The organism is Burkholderia sp. Bp9016 (genome assembly GCF_003857765.1).
Taxonomy (GTDB): domain Bacteria; phylum Pseudomonadota; class Gammaproteobacteria; order Burkholderiales; family Burkholderiaceae; genus Burkholderia.
The window spans coordinates 86198-105469 of sequence record NZ_QTPY01000004.1 but is presented as its reverse complement, the minus strand read 5'-3'; the positions used below and the strand labels follow the sequence as shown (position 1 = coordinate 105469).

Annotated in this window: 21 protein-coding genes; 20 read left to right on the top strand and 1 reads right to left on the bottom strand. The window is 66.5% G+C overall.

Going from position 1 to position 19272, the window contains the following annotated elements; genetic code table 11:
• Window positions 1-60: 60 nt before the first annotated feature.
• The 3 genes from DIE13_RS06605 (at window position 61) to DIE13_RS06595 (ending at window position 2497) form a co-directional block, all read left to right on the top strand.
• Complete coding sequence (locus DIE13_RS06605) at window positions 61-525, top strand: Lrp/AsnC family transcriptional regulator (RefSeq protein ID WP_124826395.1); 465 nt, start codon at window positions 61-63, stop codon at window positions 523-525.
• 139 nt (window positions 526-664) lie between these two features.
• Complete coding sequence (locus DIE13_RS06600; protein WP_124826394.1) at window positions 665-2197, top strand: amino acid permease; 1533 nt, start codon at window positions 665-667, stop codon at window positions 2195-2197.
• 57 nt (window positions 2198-2254) lie between these two features.
• The gene (locus DIE13_RS06595) at window positions 2255-2497 is read left to right on the top strand and encodes a hypothetical protein (protein WP_124826393.1); all 243 of its coding nucleotides are present in this window, start codon (window positions 2255-2257) and stop codon (window positions 2495-2497) included.
• A 7-nt stretch (window positions 2498-2504) separates the two neighbouring features.
• Here the strand turns inward: DIE13_RS06595 and DIE13_RS06590 are convergent, their stop codons facing one another.
• Window positions 2505-3230 (bottom strand): glutathione S-transferase, encoded by a 726-nt coding sequence (locus tag DIE13_RS06590; protein ID WP_124826392.1) that lies wholly within the window; start codon window positions 3228-3230, stop codon window positions 2505-2507.
• A 228-nt stretch (window positions 3231-3458) separates the two neighbouring features.
• Between DIE13_RS06590 and DIE13_RS06580 the strand changes: the two genes are divergently transcribed.
• From DIE13_RS06580 to DIE13_RS06500, 17 genes are all read left to right on the top strand, one after another.
• A complete protein-coding gene (locus tag DIE13_RS06580) occupies window positions 3459-3635 on the top strand; it encodes a hypothetical protein (protein WP_233410084.1) in 177 nt (58 codons plus the stop codon).
• 161 nt (window positions 3636-3796) lie between these two features.
• Window positions 3797-5206 carry a 3-isopropylmalate dehydratase large subunit gene (gene leuC / locus DIE13_RS06575; protein ID WP_096503953.1) on the top strand — a complete coding sequence of 470 codons (1410 nt, stop codon included), beginning with the start codon at window positions 3797-3799 and terminating at the stop codon, window positions 5204-5206.
• A 3-nt stretch (window positions 5207-5209) separates the two neighbouring features.
• Window positions 5210-5356, top strand: coding sequence for an entericidin A/B family lipoprotein (locus tag DIE13_RS06570; protein WP_124826391.1), 147 nt, complete (start codon window positions 5210-5212; stop codon window positions 5354-5356).
• Window positions 5357-5421: 65 nt separating this feature from the next.
• Window positions 5422-6072 (top strand): 3-isopropylmalate dehydratase small subunit, encoded by a 651-nt coding sequence (leuD, locus tag DIE13_RS06565; RefSeq protein WP_124826390.1) that lies wholly within the window; start codon window positions 5422-5424, stop codon window positions 6070-6072.
• A gap of 76 nt (window positions 6073-6148) precedes the next feature.
• Window positions 6149-7216, top strand: a complete 1068-nt coding sequence (leuB, locus tag DIE13_RS06560) for a 3-isopropylmalate dehydrogenase (protein ID WP_124826389.1) — start codon at window positions 6149-6151, stop codon at window positions 7214-7216.
• Window positions 7217-7322: 106 nt separating this feature from the next.
• A complete protein-coding gene (locus DIE13_RS33340; RefSeq protein ID WP_006756675.1) occupies window positions 7323-7442 on the top strand; it encodes a hypothetical protein in 120 nt (39 codons plus the stop codon).
• Between the two features lie 82 nt (window positions 7443-7524).
• Window positions 7525-8646, top strand: a complete 1122-nt coding sequence (gene asd / locus DIE13_RS06550; RefSeq protein WP_124826388.1) for an aspartate-semialdehyde dehydrogenase — start codon at window positions 7525-7527, stop codon at window positions 8644-8646.
• Window positions 8647-9034: 388 nt separating this feature from the next.
• Window positions 9035-11041 (top strand): FimV/HubP family polar landmark protein, encoded by a 2007-nt coding sequence (locus tag DIE13_RS06545; RefSeq protein WP_124826387.1) that lies wholly within the window; start codon window positions 9035-9037, stop codon window positions 11039-11041.
• A complete protein-coding gene (truA, locus tag DIE13_RS06540; RefSeq protein ID WP_175751658.1) occupies window positions 11041-11853 on the top strand; it encodes a tRNA pseudouridine(38-40) synthase TruA in 813 nt (270 codons plus the stop codon). The genes DIE13_RS06545 and truA overlap by 1 nt, the downstream gene beginning before the upstream one ends.
• Window positions 11850-12551: a phosphoribosylanthranilate isomerase gene (locus DIE13_RS06535; protein ID WP_124826385.1), complete on the top strand. Its 702-nt coding sequence runs from the start codon at window positions 11850-11852 to the stop codon at window positions 12549-12551. The genes truA and DIE13_RS06535 overlap by 4 nt, the downstream gene beginning before the upstream one ends.
• A 54-nt stretch (window positions 12552-12605) precedes the next feature.
• The gene (trpB, locus tag DIE13_RS06530; RefSeq protein ID WP_124826384.1) at window positions 12606-13799 is read left to right on the top strand and encodes a tryptophan synthase subunit beta; all 1194 of its coding nucleotides are present in this window, start codon (window positions 12606-12608) and stop codon (window positions 13797-13799) included.
• A 9-nt stretch (window positions 13800-13808) separates the two neighbouring features.
• On the top strand, window positions 13809-14660 hold the full coding sequence (locus DIE13_RS06525) for a site-specific DNA-methyltransferase (protein WP_124826383.1): 852 nt from the start codon (window positions 13809-13811) through the stop codon (window positions 14658-14660).
• Window positions 14661-14701: 41 nt separating this feature from the next.
• On the top strand, window positions 14702-15520 hold the full coding sequence (gene trpA / locus DIE13_RS06520) for a tryptophan synthase subunit alpha (protein WP_124826382.1): 819 nt from the start codon (window positions 14702-14704) through the stop codon (window positions 15518-15520).
• A gap of 64 nt (window positions 15521-15584) precedes the next feature.
• Window positions 15585-16457 (top strand): acetyl-CoA carboxylase, carboxyltransferase subunit beta, encoded by an 873-nt coding sequence (gene accD, locus DIE13_RS06515; protein ID WP_009691548.1) that lies wholly within the window; start codon window positions 15585-15587, stop codon window positions 16455-16457.
• A 100-nt stretch (window positions 16458-16557) separates the two neighbouring features.
• Window positions 16558-17868 carry a bifunctional tetrahydrofolate synthase/dihydrofolate synthase gene (gene folC / locus DIE13_RS06510; RefSeq protein WP_124826381.1) on the top strand — a complete coding sequence of 437 codons (1311 nt, stop codon included), beginning with the start codon at window positions 16558-16560 and terminating at the stop codon, window positions 17866-17868.
• Window positions 17869-17897: 29 nt separating this feature from the next.
• Entirely contained in the window at window positions 17898-18746 is an 849-nt protein-coding gene (locus DIE13_RS06505; RefSeq protein WP_124826380.1) for an SPOR domain-containing protein, read from the top strand.
• A gap of 6 nt (window positions 18747-18752) precedes the next feature.
• The gene (locus tag DIE13_RS06500; protein WP_124826379.1) at window positions 18753-19247 is read left to right on the top strand and encodes a CvpA family protein; all 495 of its coding nucleotides are present in this window, start codon (window positions 18753-18755) and stop codon (window positions 19245-19247) included.
• Window positions 19248-19272: the final 25 nt, after the last annotated feature.

Here is a 19272-nt window from a genome sequence, read left to right as displayed (position 1 = left end):
CGCGCGGAACTGGAGGAGACGCTCCGCGCACCAGCCACGACCCGACCGGAGCGAACGCGGATGACCGACAAGAAGATGCAGCTCGACAAGATCGATCTACGGATCCTCGACATCCTGCGCACCGACGGACGGATCTCGTACCGGAAGCTGTCGGAGCTCGTGAACCTCACGCCGCGCCCGTGTCAGGCGCGCGTGGAACGGCTCGAGGCGCTCGGCGTGATCGAAGGCTACCGCGCGGTGATCAAGGCGCCGCGCGCGACCAAGCCGATCGTCGTGATCGCGCAGATCGTGCTGGCCGATCACGGGCGTTCGCAGGCGCCGTTCGAGGACGAGATGCGGGCGAATCCGGCCGTGCTCGATTGCTGGCTCGTCAGCGGCACGTTCGATTTTCTCGTGCGACTCGCGTGCGAGGATCTCGACGAATACCGGCGGATCGCGAACGAGTGGCTGGAAAGTTCGCGCTTCCGGATCGAGAAGATCGTGACGACGGCCGAGCTGCAGGCGATCAAGCGCAGCGTCGTCTGACGGGGCAGTGCGCGTACGGGCCGGCGGCATCGGATGCGCGGGCCCGTCGGGCAGCGCCGGTTTCGATGCGAATAACCGGCGCGATCGATTGGTATTCCGAATCAAATCGATCGCGCCGAATCCAATCAGGGTGAACACTATGGATGCTTTGCAAGCGGCAGCGGAGACGGCCGCACCGTCCGGGACGGTGCTCAAGCGCCGGCTGCAGAGCCGCCACATCGCGATGATCGCGATCGGCGGTTCGATCGGCACGGGGTTGTTCGTCGCGTCGGGCGCGTCGGTTGCGCAGGCGGGGCCAGGTGGCGCGATCGCCGCATATATCGCGATCGGGCTGATGGTCTACTTCGTCGTCACCGGGCTCGGCGAGATGGCCGCGCTGATGCCGGTGTCGGGCTCGTTCGCGGTCTACGGCGAGAAGTACGTCGACGAAGGCTTCGGCGTCGCGCTCGGCTGGACCTACTGGTACAGCTGGGCCGTGACGATCGCGATCGAGTTGGTCGCCGGGCAGATCGTGATGCGCTACTGGTTTCCGGAGATCCCGGGCGTATGGTGGGGTGCCGGGTTCCTCGTGCTGATCTTCCTGTTGAATACGTTGTCCGTGCGCGGCTTCGGCGAATCCGAATACTGGTTCTCGCTGATCAAGGTCGTCACCGTGATCGCGTTCATCGCGGCCGGGCTGTTGATCGCGGCCGGCCTGCTCGGCAACGGGCATCCGGTCGGCTTGCACAACTTCAGGATCGGCGACGCGCCGTTCGTCGGCGGCGTGCACGCGATGATGAGCGTCGCGCTGATCGCGGGTTTCTCGTTTCTTGGAACCGAGCTCGTCGGGATCACGGCCGGCGAATCGGAAAACCCGCGCAAGACGATTCCGCGCGCGGTGAAGCAGATCTTCTGGCGGATCATGCTGTTCTACGTGTTCGCGATCTTCGTGATCGGGCTGCTGGTGCCGTACACCGACCCGAACCTGCTGAAGAGCGACGTGACCGACATCGGCGTGAGCCCGTTCACGCTGGTGTTCAGCCATGCGGGCTTCCGGCTTGCCGCCGGCGCGATGAACCTGGTGATCCTGACGGCCGTGCTGTCGGCCGGCAACTCCGGCACGTATGCGGCCACGCGGATGCTGTACAACCTCGCGGCCGAAGGCCGTGCGCCCGCGATGTTCGCGACGCTGTCGCCGGGCGGCGTGCCGCGCAACGCACTGTACGCGACGATGGCGGTGGGCGGGCTGTGCTTCCTGACGTCGCTGACCAATAACCAGAGCATCTACCTGTGGCTGCTCAATACGGTCGGCATCACTGGATTCATTGCATGGCTCGGCATTGCGGTCTGCCATTACCGGTTTCGCAGGGGTTTCCTGAAGCAGGGCTACCGGCTCGACCAGTTGCCGTACCGCGCGAAGTGGTTCCCGTTCGGGCCGCTGTTCGCGATCGCGGTCTGCATCGTGATCTCGCTCGGGCAGGATTACCAGGCGTTCTTCGCGACCCGCATCGACTGGATGGAAGTGCTGTCGATCTACGTGTGGATTCCGCTGTTCGTCGCGATCTGGTGGGCGTATCGCCGCGCGCGCAAGAGCCGGCTCGTGCGGTACGAGGAGATGGATATCGGCCCGTGGCTGACGCGCTCGGTCGAGGCCGTCGACGCGGCGACGACGCAGCACGGCCAGTCGCGCTGATCGCGGGGCCGCGGCGCTACGGTCATCGGAGCCGGCATGGGCCGGAGGCCGGCTCCGATGAAGTCCGCACTTCGGCATCGGGCGCGGGCTGTCGGGTCACGCGGAACCCGAGCGGCCCGCATCGCTGCTCAAGCGCCTTTCGCCGGTTTCTCGCTGGTCACGCTGTCGGGTTCGGTGCTCGATTATACGGGCGTCGACGCGCTGTTTTCGCACGGTGCGTCGCTCGACGGCGGGGTTCCTGCGCGAGGCGGATGGCCTGATTGGGTGGCGCTCCTTCACGAGACGCCGGTCGGCGCCTGAGTCGCTGCTATTTGTCCAGCTCCGGATAGTGCCGGAAGATCCCCATGTCGTTGAACGGGATGCGGCGCTCCGACTCGAGATAGCGCGCGACGGGAGGATGCTGCGCAACGCGGTCATGCAGGCCGACGAGTCCCGCAACCTTGTGTTGCGCGCGCTTCATCGCTTTCGGGAATGCGTAACGCAGCCCTTCGATCAGCTGGAATATCGACAGATCGGCGTAACTGAGCGCATTGCCCGCGATGTAGCCGCTCTTGTGCGGATTCTGGCCGAGCACACGATCGAAGTAGTCCAGGAACTTCGGCAGCCGGTGCTCGAGGAAATCGGCCGCGCGCTCGGCGGCCTCGGCCTTCTGGTCCTCGTAGTACAGGCCACTGCCGATCGGGTGATGCGTGTCGTGGATCTCGACGACGAAATCCGCGACGGTCAGCTGGAGCTGATGCACCCATAGCCGCCCGGCTTCGTCGTCGGGCGCGAGCCCGAGCCGCGCGCCGAGAAACAGCAGGATGTTCGCGGTCTGCCCGACGACAACGTCGCCGGCTTTCAGGAACGGCGGCGCGAACGGCACGCACTCGGCCTTCGTGCTGTCCATCATGCGCATCATCGCCGACATGCCCATGCCGCGCCCCGATTCCCGCGCGACGTCGACATAGTCAGCCTCGGCCGCTTCCAGCGCGAGCCGTACGTATTCGCCGCGGCCCTGAATCTCGGGCCAGTAATAGAGCTCGTATCGCATGCAGTGCTCCTGTCCGGCCGATGCGTCGGGCGATGCCCGCATCGTGATGACGGGGAGGTCGGCCGTGCGCCGCCCCGTTGCGAATAGACAGTCTAGGAGATCGTACGGAAAGCGCGGTGCGTGCCGCGCGTCATGCGCCGCGTTCGTTGCGCTCGCCGCTTTCGGGGCCGTAGAAAGACACCCGGGTCGAGAAGTCGTCGGAGAATCCGGCGAAGCGGTGCGCGGCGAATGCGGGCACGGACGGATAGCACGTCGCCGGCCGGGGTGACGCTGCCGGTGCGCTACGACACCGCCGCGCAGATGCCCGCGTTGCGGCGTCGCGATCTCTACCTGCCGAGTAGCGCGGGTGTGCGGCTCGGCATCCTGCGGCTCGACCCGATCAGCCGCGAATACCCGAACGGCTGATGCCCCAATTTGGCTGGTAATGCCGATACAGGTATTGGCACTACCAGCCAAACCACTGTTTTTAATGGGTTTTTTCTCGTCTTCGCTGCGCCGTGGCGCATTCTGCGTGGCATAATCGATCGCACCAGTAAGGCTTGTAGTCACAACGACCCCGCATACCCATGGCACAGACTCTCTACGACAAACTGTGGAACACCCACGTCGTCCACACCGAGGACGACGGCACGGCATTGCTCTATATCGACCGTCAGCTGCTGCACGAAGTCACGAGCCCGCAGGCATTCGAAGGGCTGAACGTCGCGCACCGTCCGGTGTGGCGCATCAGCGCGAACCTGGCCGTGTCGGACCACAACGTCCCGACCACCGATCGCAGCCACGGCATTGCCGATCCCGTCTCGAAGCTGCAGGTCGACACGCTGGATGCGAACTGCGATGCATTCGGTATCACGCAGTTCAAGATGAATGACGTGCGCCAGGGCATCGTGCACATCATCGGGCCGGAACAGGGCGCGACGCTGCCGGGCATGACGATCGTATGCGGCGATTCGCACACGTCGACGCACGGCGCGTTCGGCGCGCTCGCGCACGGCATCGGCACATCGGAAGTCGAGCACGTGCTCGCGACGCAAACGCTGCTGCAGAAAAAGAGCAAGAACATGCTCGTGAAGGTCGAAGGCACGCTGCCGCGCGGCTGTACCGCGAAGGACATCGTGCTTGCGATCATCGGCAAGATCGGCACGGCAGGCGGCACGGGCTACGCGATCGAATTCGGCGGCTCGACGATCCGCGCGCTGACGATGGAAGGCCGGATGACCGTCTGCAACATGGCGATCGAAGCCGGCGCGCGCGCGGGCATGGTCGCCGTCGACGATACGACGATCGACTACCTGAAGGGCCGTCCGTTCGTGCCGACCGGCGCGGAATGGAACCAGGCCGTCGAATACTGGCGCGAGTTCAAGTCCGACGAAGGTGCGCAGTTCGACCGCGTCGTCGAGCTGAACGCGGCCGAGATCGTCCCGCAGGTCACGTGGGGCACGTCGCCGGAAATGGTCACGTCGATCGACGGTCGCGTGCCGGACCCCGAGCGCGAGAAGGATCCGGTCAAGCGCGACGCGATGGAGCGCGCGCTGGCCTATATGGCGCTCGAGCCGAACACGCCGATCGAGTCGATCAAGGTCGACAAGATCTTCATCGGTTCGTGCACGAACGCGCGCATCGAGGATATCCGCGCGGCCGCGTATGTCGTGAAGAAGCTGAACCGTCGCGTCGCATCGAACGTGCGCCTCGCGATGGTCGTGCCGGGCTCGGGCCTCGTGAAGGCGCAGGCCGAGCGCGAAGGGCTCGACAAGGTGTTCACGGACGCCGGTTTCGAATGGCGCGAGCCGGGCTGCTCGATGTGCCTCGCGATGAACGCCGACCGGCTCGATCCGGGCGAGCGCTGCGCGTCGACGTCGAACCGCAACTTCGAGGGCCGGCAGGGCGCGGGCGGCCGTACGCACCTCGTGAGCCCCGCGATGGCGGCGGCAGCGGCGATCGAAGGCCACTTCGTCGATATTCGCAAGCTGGGGTAACGCGTGACGGCATCGAAGGTCATCGCGCGGCTAGTTGCCGCGCTGGCGCTCGCGGGGCTGGGCTTCGGTCTGGCCGGCTGCAATACCGTCCGAGGCTTCGGCGAGGACGTCAATGCGGCCGGCAACGCGCTCCAGCGCGCCGCGGACTGATGCCCGCCGAGAATTTGTCGATGTGCGCCGGCTGATTGCCGGCCCTTCAACCGGATAGACGGATCATGGAAAAATTCAATGTGCATACCGGCGTCGTGGCGCCGCTCGATCGCGAGAACGTCGACACCGACGCGATCATCCCGAAGCAGTTCCTGAAGTCGATCAAGCGCACGGGCTTCGGTCCGAACGCGTTCGACGAATGGCGTTATCTCGACCACGGCGAGCCGGGCCAGGACAACTCGAAGCGCCCGCTGAACCCGGACTTCGTGCTGAACCAGCCGCGCTACCAGGGCGCATCGGTGCTGCTCGCACGCAAGAACTTCGGCTGCGGCAGCTCGCGCGAGCACGCACCGTGGGCGCTGCAACAGTACGGCTTCCGCGCGATCATCGCGCCGAGCTTCGCGGACATCTTCTTCAACAACTGCTACAAGAACGGGCTGCTGCCGATCGTGCTGACCGAGCAGCAGGTCGATCACCTGTTCAACGACACGTACGCGTTCACCGGTTATCAGCTGACGATCGATCTCGACGCACAAGTCGTGCGCACGGGCGACGGCCGCGAGTATCCGTTCGACATCACCGCGTTCCGCAAGTACTGCCTGTTGAACGGCTTCGACGACATCGGCCTGACGCTGCGTCACGCCGACAAGATTCGTCAGTTCGAAGCGGAGCGGCTCGCAAAGCAGCCGTGGCTCAACAACAAGCTGGTCGGCTGAGATTGCCTTTCGGGCGGGCGCGCATGAACCGCGCTCGCCGACCTGTCACCATCACCTACCCAGTCAGGAATAACGCATGAAGATTGCAGTGCTGCCCGGCGACGGCATCGGTCCGGAAATCGTCAACGAAGCGGTCAAGGTGCTGAATGCACTCGACGAAAAATTCGAGCTCGAGCAGGCGCCGGTCGGCGGCGCGGGCTACGAGGCGAGCGGTCATCCGCTGCCCGACGCGACGCTGAAGCTCGCAAAGGAAGCTGACGCGATCCTGTTCGGCGCGGTCGGCGACTGGAAGTACGACTCGCTCGAGCGCGCGCTGCGCCCCGAGCAGGCGATCCTCGGGCTGCGCAAGCACCTCGAGCTGTTCGCGAACTTCCGCCCGGCGATCTGCTATTCGCAACTCGTCGATGCGTCGCCGCTGAAGCCGGAGCTCGTCGCGGGCCTCGACATCCTGATCGTGCGCGAATTGAACGGCGACATCTACTTCGGCCAGCCGCGCGGCGTGCGCGCGGCGCCGGATGGCCCGTTCGCGGGCGAGCGCGAAGGCTTCGACACGATGCGCTACTCGGAACCGGAAGTGCGCCGCATCGCGCACGTCGCGTTCCAGGCCGCGCAAAAGCGCGCGAAGAAGCTGTTGTCGGTCGACAAGTCGAACGTGCTGGAGACGTCGCAATTCTGGCGCGACATCATGATCGACGTGTCGAAGGAATACGCGGACGTCGAGCTGTCGCACATGTACGTCGACAACGCAGCGATGCAGCTCGCGAAGGCGCCGAAGCAGTTCGACGTGATCGTGACCGGCAACATGTTCGGCGACATCCTGTCGGATGAAGCGTCGATGCTGACGGGTTCGATCGGCATGCTGCCGTCGGCGTCGCTCGACAAGAACAACAAGGGCCTGTACGAGCCGTCGCACGGTTCGGCGCCGGACATCGCGGGCAAGGGCATCGCGAACCCGCTCGCGACGATCCTGTCGGCTGCGATGCTGCTGCGCTACTCGCTGAATCGCGCGGAGCAGGCCGATCGCATCGAGCGCGCAGTGAAAACGGTGCTCGAGCAAGGCTATCGCACGGGCGACATCGCGACGCCGGGCTGCCAGCGGGTCGGCACGGCGGCGATGGGCGACGCCGTGGTCGCCGCGCTGTAACGCGTACGGCAGTTAATGTAGAAAGGGCGCGAACGGGCCGGAAAATCGGCCGGTTCGCGCGCGGTTGACCGTTGTGCGGGCAACCGGCTTTGTGTAGACTCGAACGATGGCGCTGATTTCCCTGATCTCCCCGGTCCTGAAACTCCACGGCAACACTGCCCGTGCGGGTGCGCGCGCCATCGTCATCACGAAAACCATTACCACGAAAACGATCATTAAACGCTGATCGTCCGTCGTGCCCGCCTGTTTCCCCGCGCGGTCACGCCGGGGACGGAAATGGCGGGGAAGCTCCATTCAAAGGGTTAGTCATGAACGTAGGTCTCGTAGGTTGGCGCGGCATGGTCGGCAGCGTGCTGATGCAGCGCATGCAGGAAGAGGGCGATTTCGACCTGATCGAACCGGTGTTTTTCAGCACCAGCAACACGGGCGGCAAGGCGCCGTCGTTCGCGAAAAACGAGACTACGCTCAAGGATGCGACCAACGTCGACGAACTGAAGAAGTGCGACGTGATCATCACGTGCCAGGGCGGCGACTACACCAACGAAGTGTTCCCGAAGTTGCGTGCGGCCGGCTGGAACGGCTACTGGATCGACGCGGCATCGTCGCTGCGGATGAAGGATGACGCGGTCATCATTCTCGATCCGGTCAACCTCGACGTGATCAAGGACGCGCTCGTCAAGGGCACGAAGAACTTCGTCGGCGGCAACTGCACGGTCAGCCTGATGCTGATGGCGCTTGGCGGCCTGTTCCGCGAGAACCTCGTCGACTGGATGACGGCGATGACGTATCAGGCCGCATCGGGCGCGGGCGCGCAGAACATGCGCGAACTGCTGTCGCAGATGGGCGCGCTGCACGGCGCGGTGCAGGAACAACTCGCTGATCCGGCTTCCGCGATCCTCGACATCGACCGCCGCGTGCTCGCGACGATGAACAGCGACGCGATGCCGACGAGCCACTTCGGCGTGCCGCTCGCCGGCTCGCTGATTCCGTGGATCGACAAGGATCTCGGCAACGGGATGTCGAAGGAAGAATGGAAGGGCGGCGCGGAAACCAACAAGATCCTCGGCAAGCCCGCGATGGGCGAACCGGGTTCGATCCCCGTCGACGGCCTGTGCGTGCGGATCGGCGCGATGCGCTGCCACTCGCAGGCGCTGACGATCAAGCTGAAGAAGGACGTGCCGCTCGACGAGGTCAACGGCATCCTCGCGTCGGCGAACGATTGGGTGAAGGTCGTGCCGAACGAGCGTGAAGCGTCGATGCGGGATCTGTCGCCTGCCAAGATCACCGGCACGCTGACGGTGCCGGTCGGCCGTCTGCGCAAGCTCGCGATGGGCGGCGAATACCTGTCTGCATTCACGGTCGGCGACCAGCTGCTGTGGGGTGCGGCCGAGCCGCTGCGCCGCATGCTGCGCATCCTGCTCGACAAGTAAGTATCGGGCCGCGCCGCGCGCCATCGGCGCGCGAAGCGATACGCCTGCCTGCCCTTTGCGGGGCGGCAGGCGTTTTTCGTTGGTCGCCCGCGTGTGCAGGGTCGGTATCGATCGATACCCCTGTTCTCGATAAAACCGCTGCACGCGATTCATGCGCCGGCGGCCCGGCGTGGACGTCATTGCAACGATGCACGGCCACGGCCGGCCGCGCCCGCCGGCGACGAATTCGGCCCGAACCCGATCGTGTGAAGTAAACTACGCGGTTACGACGCGCAGAATCGCCGAAAGCGTCGCGTTCTGCGCGACGCTTTTGCATTTCTGCGGCGACTTTGTTGACGCTTCCAAACGCGAATCCGAGCCGCGCCCGCGCGCGGCGATTGAGCCTACGATGTCCCGAATTTCCTTGTTTCCGCGTCAGTCTCGTCTGTCGCGCGCCGTGCGTGGCGCGCTGGCGATCCTGGCGCTCGGTGCGGCCGCGTCGGCCTGGGCGGCCGGCACCGGCGAACTGCCGGCGTCCGGCGCCGGCGGCGCCGCGCTGCTCACCGTGACGGTCCAGCCCGGCCAGTCGTTGAACGACATCGCGAAAGCGGCCACGCAGTCGCACGATCCGGTCGTGCTCGCACGTGCCGGCCGCGCGCTGTTCGACGCGAATCCGCAGGCGTTCATGAAGCATGACGCGAGCCGCCTGAAAGCGGGCGCGACGCTGACGGTGCCCGCGCTCGACGCGACGGGCGCGGCACTCGTGCCGGCCGGTGCGTCCGCGGCAACGGCAGCCTCCGCCGCAGTCGCCGGGGCGGGGGGCTCCGCAGCCGCGCCGCATCCGGGTTCGGCCGTGCAAGCCGCGCCGAGCGCATCGGTCGTGCATGCTGCACCGGTGAGCGGTGCGAGCGCAGCAGCGCCAGCCGGTGCATCCGCTTTGGTCGGTGCTTCCGCCGCGCATGGCGCGTCGACGGTCGAAACCGAGCAGCCGACGGCACCTGTCGCCGGTGCAAGCGGGCCGCACGTCTGGAGCGGTACGATCCAGTCTGCACCGTCGTCGGTGAGCGAGGCGGCTGCCCAGCCTGCACGGGGTGCTCCGATCGAAGGCACGCATGAACCGGCCGGTGCGGCACCCGCCGCGGCCGCATCGCAGCCGCGGCCATCGAGCCTGCAGCAACTGCTCGCGCTGAAGAATCGTGTGCTGATGGAGCTGCAGAAACACGGGATCGGCAAGCCGGCTGCAACGAACGGCACGGCACCTGCGCCTGCTGCGCCGCGCCCGGCCGCGAACGATGCCGGTGCGCCGGCCGCTGCAGCGCCGGCGAGTGAAGTGGCGTCCGGCGTGGCCACCAGTGCCGCGCAACCGGCATCGGCGCCGGTGCAACCGGCCGTGCCTGTAACAAGCGCACCGCCTGCGAGCAATGGCGTACAGATGGACTGGCGTCCGGCTGCGGTGGCCGGCACGGGTGTGGTCGTTCTCGCAGCCGGGTTCGCGTGGCGCCGGCGCCGGAAAATCCGGCTTGCAAACGCGATCGCGACTGGATCCGGCGATGCACCGACTGCCGATGCCGGCGCGTCGCCGTCCGTCGAGCCGCTGCCGCCGGCACTGCCCGAAACACCGCTTGCCCGCGACGCAGCGACCGACGCAAGTCTCGTCGCGGCGGACGCGGTAGCCGCCGAGGCATTCGATGCACGCGATGCCGATGTGTCGCCGCAGCCGGACGTGGCGAAGCCTCTTGATGATCGAGCGGAAGCGACGACCGCGCACACCGCGCCCGAGAGCGATACGGCGCCGGTTTCGCACGACGTGAAACCCGATGCGGAAGCGGTCGCGGATGCGCCGGCCGATCCGTCCGCCGCACGTCCCGCAAACGACGCGCAGCACGCTGCGCTGATGCAGAATGCGATCGCCGCGCTCAACAGTCTCGACATGCCGCTGCCGCCGCGTATTGCGGATGCGCCGGCCACGCGGGAAGGACAGACGGCAAGCGATCAAATCGCAACTAACGGTCAATTCGCGCCGCAACCGCCAGTTGGCGCGAACGATCCGTCCCCGGAACGCGCGCGCGATCAGGACGACGACTTCGATTGGGATCCGGATGCGGCATTGCCTGCCACCCGTGTGGGCAGCTCGTCCACGTCGTCGCTGCCGCCGCTCGGCGGTGCGCAGTTCGGCGCATTGAAGCTCGATTTCGATCTCGACCTGCCGTCCACGCCGGGCGCCGTATTGCCCGCGCTGACGCCGGACGAGCTCGCGCGCATCGCGCGCAACAAGCTTGACCTTGCGTCGGAGTACGTCGAGCTCGGGGACCTGTCCGGCGCGCGCACGCTGCTCCAGGAAGTGATTGCCGCGAACGATGCCGCGACGCGCGACGATGCGCGCGCGCTGCTCGCGAAGCTGGCGGACCAGGCGTGATGCGGATCGCGCTGGGGATCCAATACGACGGCGCCGCGTTCTGCGGCTGGCAGGCGCAGCCGCACGGCAAGACCGTGCAGGACGCGCTCGAACATGCGCTCGGCGAGTTCGCGTGCGTGCCGCTGCATACGACGGTCGCTGGACGGACCGACACCGGCGTGCACGGGCTCGGGCAGGTCGTGCACTTCGACACTGAACTCGATCGCGCGGAATTCTCGTGGGTGCGCGGCACCAACGCGTTCCTGCCGCCGACCGTTTCCGTGCAGTGGGCGAAGGCGATGCCGGACACGTTCCACGCGCGTTTCTCGGCGTTCGAGCGCACCTATTACTACGCGCTGTACGTGCAGCCCGTGCGCTCGCCGATGCTGGCCGGCCGCGCGGGCTGGATCCACACGCCGCTCGACGACGACGCGATGCGCATCGCCGCGGCACACCTGATCGGCGAGCACGACTTCTCGTCGTTCCGGTCGTCGGAATGCCAGTCGAAGACGCCGGTCAAACACCTGTACCAGATCGACGTGCGGCGCGCGGGCCACTTCATCCATTTCCGCTTCCGCGCGAACGCGTTCCTGCATCACATGGTGCGCAACCTGATGGGCTGCCTCGTCGCGGTCGGCCGCGGCCGCTATCCGGCGGACTGGGTCGCCGACGTGCTGGCAGGGCGCGACCGCGCGCTCGCCGCGCCCACGTTCATGGCCGACGGGCTGTATCTCGCTCACGTCGGCTACCCGGCGGAATTCGCCGTCCCGCCCGCGCAGCTCGGCAGCGTGCCGTGGAGCAGCGTCTGGGCCGATCTGGACCCACAATCATGACGGAGCACGCCGTGTCTTCTTCGATTTCCGCCGCGGCCGGCCTCGCGCCGCGCACGCGCATCAAGCTGTGCGGGCTGACGCGCCCCGATGACGTGCTGCACGCAGCCGCGCTCGGTGCCGACGCGATCGGACTTGTGTTCTACCCGAAGAGCCCGCGCGCGGTATCGATCGCGCAGGCGGCCGAGCTCGCAAGCCTGGCGCCGCCGTTCGTATCGGTGGTCGGCCTGTTCGTGAACGCAACCGAAGCCGAGATCGAAGCCGTCGTGCGCGACGTGCCGCTGACGGTGCTGCAATTCCACGGCGACGAGACGCCGGGGCAGTGCGACGCGCTCGGCCTCGCGGCCCGGCTGCCGTGGTTGCGCGCCGTGCGCGTCGGCCCCTCGACGCAGCCGGCCGATTTGGTAGAATCGGATCTTCATTATTCGAAAGCGCGCGGCCTCCTGTTCGACACTCTTGTGCCGGACTACGGCGGTAGCGGCAAGGTCTTCGATTGGTCTCTTATTCCCGCAGAGCTCGCGCATCGGGCCGTTTTGAGTGGTGGCTTGAACGCGCAAAACGTCGGTGATGCGATTCGCCAGTTGCGTCCGTTTGCTGTCGATGTCTCGAGTGGCATCGAAGTGGAGGGCGCGAAGGGCGTGAAGGATCACGCCCGAATGGCGGCGTTCGTACGCGCGGTGCGCGAAGCGGACGCCGGGTGATGCAAGCGGTGCGGCCCCAAAAGCCGGGCGTGCCGACCGATCGAGAGTGACACCATGTACAACCTTCCTGATGATCGCGGCCACTTCGGCCCGTATGGCGGCGTGTTCGTCGCCGAAACGCTCATTCACGCGCTGGACGAACTGCGCGCCGCATATGAGAAATTCCGGAACGACCCCGAATTCGTCGCCGAATACGAGCGCGAACTGAAATATTTCGTCGGCCGTCCGTCGCCGATCTATCACGCGCAGCGCTGGAGCGAGATGCTCGGCGGCGCGCAGATCTACCTGAAGCGCGAGGACCTGAACCACACCGGCGCGCACAAGATCAACAACGTGATCGGCCAGGCGCTGCTCGCGAAGCGCATGGGCAAGAAGCGCGTGATCGCCGAGACGGGCGCCGGCCAGCACGGCGTCGCGACGGCAACGATCTGCGCGCGCTTCGGGATGGAGTGCATCGTCTACATGGGTGCCGAGGACGTGCGCCGCCAGGCCGCGAACGTGTACCGGATGAAGCTGCTTGGCGCTACCGTCGTGCCGGTCGAATCGGGTTCGCGCACGCTGAAGGATGCGCTGAACGAAGCGATGCGCGATTGGGTCACGAACATCGAAAGTACGTTCTACATCATCGGCACGGTCGCGGGCCCGCACCCGTACCCGGCGATGGTGCGCGACTTCCAGCGCGTGATCGGCGACGAGTGCAAGGTGCAGATGCCGGAACTCGCCGGCCGCCAGCCGGATGCGGTGATCGCTTGCGTCGGCGGCGGTTCGAACGCGATGGGCATCTTCTATCCGTACATCGATGACAAATCCGTGCAGCTGATCGGCGTCGAAGCGGCCGGCGACGGCCTCGACACGGGCCGTCACGCGGCATCGCTGATCGCCGGCAGCCCCGGCGTGCTGCACGGCAACCGGACGTACCTGCTGCAGGACGACAACGGCCAGATCATCGAGACGCATTCGGTGTCGGCGGGCCTCGACTATCCGGGCGTCGGCCCCGAGCACGCCTGGCTGAAGGACAGCGGCCGCGCGCAGTACGTGCCGATCACCGACGACGAAGCGTTGAAGGCGTTCCACGACTGCTGCCGGATCGAGGGGATCATTCCCGCGCTCGAGTCGAGCCACGCGATCGCGTATGGCGTGAAGCTCGCCCCGACGTTGCCGAAGGACAAGATCCTGCTCGTCAACCTGTCGGGCCGTGGCGACAAGGACATGCACACGGTCGCCGAGCGATCGGGCATCGCGCTCTGACCGCCGCCGATGCGTGACCTGATCGAACAGCCGGGCGGCGGCGCCGCGAGCGAAGCGGAGGCGGGGCAGCCCGTCGTCGCCGTGCCGCGCGCGCTGCCGTCCGGGATCGAACTGCATAACCGCGATTTCATGACCGAAGCCGCGCGCCTGCCGGATGCGTCGATCGACCTGATCGTCGCCGATCCGCCGTACGGGCTCGGCAAGGACTACGGCAACGACTCGGACAAGCGTTCGGGCGACGATTTCCTCGCGTGGACGCGCGAGTGGCTCGAGCTCGCGATCCCGAAGCTCAAGCCAAGCGGGTCGATGTACATCTTCTGCACGTGGCAGTACGCGCCGGAAATCTTCAGCTTCCTGAAGACGAAGCTCACGATGATCAACGAGATCATCTGGGACCGGCGCGTGCCGAGCATGGGCGGCACGACGCGCCGTTTCACGTCGGTGCACGACAACATCGGCTTTTTCGCGGTTTCCAGGGCGTATTACTTCGATCTCGATCCGGTTCGCATCCCGTACGACGCCGACACGAAGAAGGCCCGCTCGCGCAAGCTGTTCGAAGGCAGCAAGTGGCTGGAGATGGGCTACAACCCGAAGGACGTCTGGTCGGTCTCGCGCCTGCATCGGCAGCACGCGGAGCGCGTCGATCATCCGACCCAGAAACCGCTGGAAATCATTGAGCGGATGGTGCTCGCAAGCTGCCCGCCGGGCGGCCGCGTGCTCGATCCGTTCATGGGCAGCGGCACGACCGCGGTGGCCTGCGCACGGCAGGGGCGCGACTTCGTCGGCTACGAGATCAACGAAAGTTATTGCGCGATCGCGCACGAGCGCGTGAGTGCGCTCGCCGCGCGGGCGTGCGCGTGAGTCGCGCCGCCGCAGTGCCGATCGCATCAAGGAAAATTGCCATGTCCTCCCGTATCCAGCAGACCTTTGCCACGCTCGCCGAACAAGGCCGTAAGGGCCTGATCCCGTTCATCACGGCCGGCGACCCCGATCCCGCGAAGACCGTCGAATTCATGCATGCGCTCGCCGAAGGCGGCGCCGACGTGATCGAGCTCGGCGTGCCGTTCTCGGACCCGATGGCCGACGGCCCGGTGATCCAGCGCTCGTCGGAACGCGCGCTCGCGCGCGGCGTCACGCTGAAGAGCGTGCTCGCCGACGTGAAGCGCTTTCGCGAGACCGACCCGAAAACCCCCGTCGTGCTGATGGGTTATGCGAACCCGATCGAACGGATGGGTGTCGATGCGTTCGCCGCCGAAGCACAGGCGGCGGGCGTCGACGGCGTGCTGGTCGTCGACTATCCGCCGGAAGAAGCGGGCGTGTTCGCCGAGAAAATGCGCGCCGCGCAGATCGATCCGATCTTCCTGCTCGCGCCGACGTCGACCGACGAACGCATCGCCGACGTGGGCAAGATCGCGAGCGGCTACGTGTATTACGTGTCGCTCAAGGGCGTGACCGGCGCCGGAAATCTGGATGTTTCGAGCATTGCGGGTAAAATCCCGGCCATCAAGTCGCGCGTGCCGGTTCCGGTGGGCGTCGGCTTCGGCATTCGCGACGCCGAAACGGCGCGCGCGGTGGCCGAAGTGTCGGACGCCGTCGTGATCGGCAGCCGTCTGGTGCAACTGCTCGAGAGCGCCGCACCGGAGGGCGCTGCCGCCGAGCTGAAGACGTTCATCGCCGAGCTGCGTGCCGCGTTGGACGGCGCCGGCAAGACGGCGCGATAAACACAACACAGGAAGCGGGAGCGGGCCGTTTGGCCCGCCCCGCCACGGAACAGGAAACCATACGATGAGCTGGCTCGACAAACTGTTGCCGCCGAAGATCAAGCAGACCGACCCGAAAAGCCGCAAGGGCATTCCGGAAGGTCTGTGGGTCAAATGCCCGTCCTGCGAGGCCGTGCTGTACCGCAACGACGTGGATGCGAACCTGCACGTATGCCCGAAGTGCGATCACCACATGCGCATCGGCGCACGCGAACGCCTCGACGGGCTGCTCGATCCGGAAGGCCGCTATGAAATCGGCCAGGAAATCGTTCCGGTCGACTCGTTGAAGTTCAAGGACAGCCGCAAGTACCCCGATCGTCTGAAGGAAGCGATGGACGAGACGGGCGAGACCGACGCGATGGTCGTGATGGGCGGCGCGATCCACACGCTGCCCGTCGTCGCGGCCTGCTTCGAGTTCTCGTTCATGGGCGGCTCGATGGGCTCGGTCGTCGGCGAACGCTTCGCGCGCGGCGCGCAGAACGCACTGGAACAACACGTGCCGTTCATCTGCTTCACGGCATCGGGCGGTGCGCGGATGCAGGAAAGCCTGCTGTCGCTGATGCAGATGGCCAAGACCACCGCGATGCTGACCAAGCTGGCCGAAGCCAAGCTGCCGTTCATCTCGGTGCTGACCGACCCGACGATGGGCGGCGTGTCGGCGAGCTTCGCGTTCCTCGGCGACGTCGTGATCGCCGAGCCGAAGGCGCTGATCGGCTTTGCCGGCCCGCGCGTGATCGAGCAGACGGTGCGCGAGAAGCTGCCGGAAGGCTTCCAGCGTGCGGAATTCCTGCTGAAGACGGGCGCGATCGACATGATCGTCGACCGCCGCAAGATGCGCGACGAGATCGCGCAGCTGCTCGCGCTGCTGCAGCGACAGCCGGCCGACGCGCTGGCCTGATTGGCGCGGCGTTGTGAACTGCGCGCGTCGCCCGGCTGAACCGCCGGGCGGCGCGTTTCGTTTTTTGGCGTAGTGGCGGTACTGATTCAGATTTGATCCGATGAGCACTTTTCCCACTCTCGACGCGTGGCTTTCGCATCTCGAACGCGCGCACCCGGTCGGCATCGACATGGGCCTGACCCGCATCGGGCAGGTCAAGGCGGCGCTGCAGCTCGAATTCGCGTGCCCCGTGATCACGGTCGGCGGCACGAACGGCAAAGGCTCGACCTGCGCGTTCCTCGAGGCGATCCTCGTTCACGCGGGATACAAGGTCGGCTGTCACACGTCGCCGCACCTGCTCGAATTCGGTGAGCGTGCACGCGTGAACGGGCAGCAGGTCAGCGACGCCGAACTGCTGCCGCACTTCGAAGCCGTCGAAGCCGCACGCACGTCGTTGCCGGAGCCGGTGTCGCTCACGTACTTCGAATTCACGACGCTCGCGATCCTGCATCTGTTCGCGTCGCGCGGCCTCGATGCGGTGATCCTCGAAGTCGGCCTCGGCGGCCGGCTCGATGCGGTCAACATCATCGACACCGATTGCGCGATCGTCACGAGCATCGATATCGATCACACCGAATACCTCGGCGACACGCGCGAGAAGATCGCGTTCGAGAAGGCGGGGATCTTCCGTTCGGGCAAGCCGGCGATCTGTGGCGATCCCGCGGTGCCGCAGACGCTGGTCGATCATGCCGACGCGATCGGCGCCGACCTGTGGCTGGTCGGACGCGACTTCCGCTACGAGGCGCAGCCGGGTGCGGAACGTCAGCAGTGGAGCTACCTCGGCCGCGACAAGCGCTATCCGGCGCTTGCGTATCCGGCGCTGCGCGGTGCGAACCAGCTGATCAATGCGTCGGCCGCGCTGGCCGCGCTCGAGGCGCTGCGCCCGGTGCTACCGGTGTCCGCGCAGGACATCCGGCTCGGGCTCGCGAACGTCGAGCTGCCGGGGCGCTTCCAGGTGCTGCCCGGCAAGCCGGCGATCGTGCTGGACGTCGCACACAATCCGCATGCGGCGGCCGTGCTCGAGCAGAACCTCGGCAACATGGGCTTCTTCCCGTACACGTACGCGGTGTTCGGCGCGATGCACGACAAGGACATCGATGGCGTGCTGCGCCACCTGAAGGGCGAGATCGACCACTGGTGCGTGACCGACTTGCCGCTGCCGCGCGCGGCGAGTGCGGAGCAGCTCGAAGCCGCGCTGCGCAAGGCCGGCGTGGAAGAGGGGGCTGATTCGAGCGTCACGCGTTTCGCATCGCCCGCCGAAGCGTTTCGCGATGCACTAAAAAGAGCATCCGAGAATGATAGAATCGTGGTTTTCGGCAGTTTCCATACGGTGGCAGGTGTGATGGCCTACCGGAAATCGCAGCAACACTGACTGACGGGCAGTTTCGGACTCAGCCATTCATGGGAATTTTCTCGTTCGGCAAGAAAGACGACGACGCGCCCACCCGGCGCGGCGGTCGTACCGGGGCCTCCCGGAACGTGCGCACGGAGCGCACTGAACGCGTCGAGCGACGCACGCGCCGTACGGAGCGTCCGGAGTCGGATGCTCTGCTCCTCGATCCGACCCTTCCTGAAAAGCAACGCGCACGCCGTCGCCTCGTCGGCGCGATCGCGCTCGTCGTCGCAGCCGTGATCGTGCTGCCGATGGTGCTCGATTCGCACCCGAAGCCGGTGACGGACGATATCGCGATCGATATCCCGAACCGGCCCGCGCATCAGGCGGTCGCAGCGGGCGATGACGATGCGTCCGACGTGCAGGCGGGTGTCGCGCACGACGAACCGCCGGCATCCGACGTTGCCGCCGTGGCGGCCGCTCCCGCGCCTGCCGCGCAGGATACGGCCAAGCCGGCTGCGAAGCCCGACGCGTCGACGGCCACCACGGCAAGCGTGACGCCGCCGAAGCCTGCCGCGAAGCCGGCCGCCCCCGCGGCGAAACCGGTCGCGCCGAAGCCGGCGCCCGCGGCCGTCGCGAACACCGACACCGATGCCGCGCCCGACAACGGCGACGCATCTTCGCCGGCGTCGCCGGCCGGCGCACGCTTCGCGGTGCAGCTCGGGTCGTTCAAGGATGACGCAACGGCCCGCTCGTGGGCGGCCAAGTTGAAATCGGCGGGTGTACCCGCATATGTCGAGCATCGCAAGCAGGCTGACGGCAGCACGGCTACACTGCTGCGTGCCGGCCCGTTCGCGGATCGTGCGGCGGCATCCGCCGCGATCGCGAAGGTGCGCGAAGCCGGACTGACGCAGTAACGTGCGATGCTGACGGCTTTCGACTACGCTGTATTGGCGGTGATCGCGTTGTCTGCGCTGCGTGGCGCGTGGCGCGGCTTCGTCTCCGAAATTTTCGGGCTGATCGGCTGGATCGCGGCGATCGTGATCGCGGGCCGCTACGTCGGACTCGTCGTACCGTATATTCCGGCGAACTGGCCGGGCGGCGCGCTGACGCAGTGGGTGATCTCGTTCGCGCTGATCGTGATCGGCGTGGTGTTCGTCGCAGGGGTCGCGAACGCGCTGTTGTCGCGCATCGCGCAGGCGACGGGCCTCGGCGGTGTCGACCGCTCGCTGGGCATGATGTTCGGGCTCATCCGCGGCTGCGTGCTGGTCGTGCTGCTGGTCGCGGCGGCCGGGCTGACCGACTTGCCCAAACAGGATTTCTGGCGCAATGCGCTATTGCGTCCTATCGCCGAACAGGGCGTGCACGAGCTGAAGCAGCTCCTGCCCGACGGCATGGCCCAGTACGTACGCGTGTGACGACGCGGCCGGGCAGGACGGAACC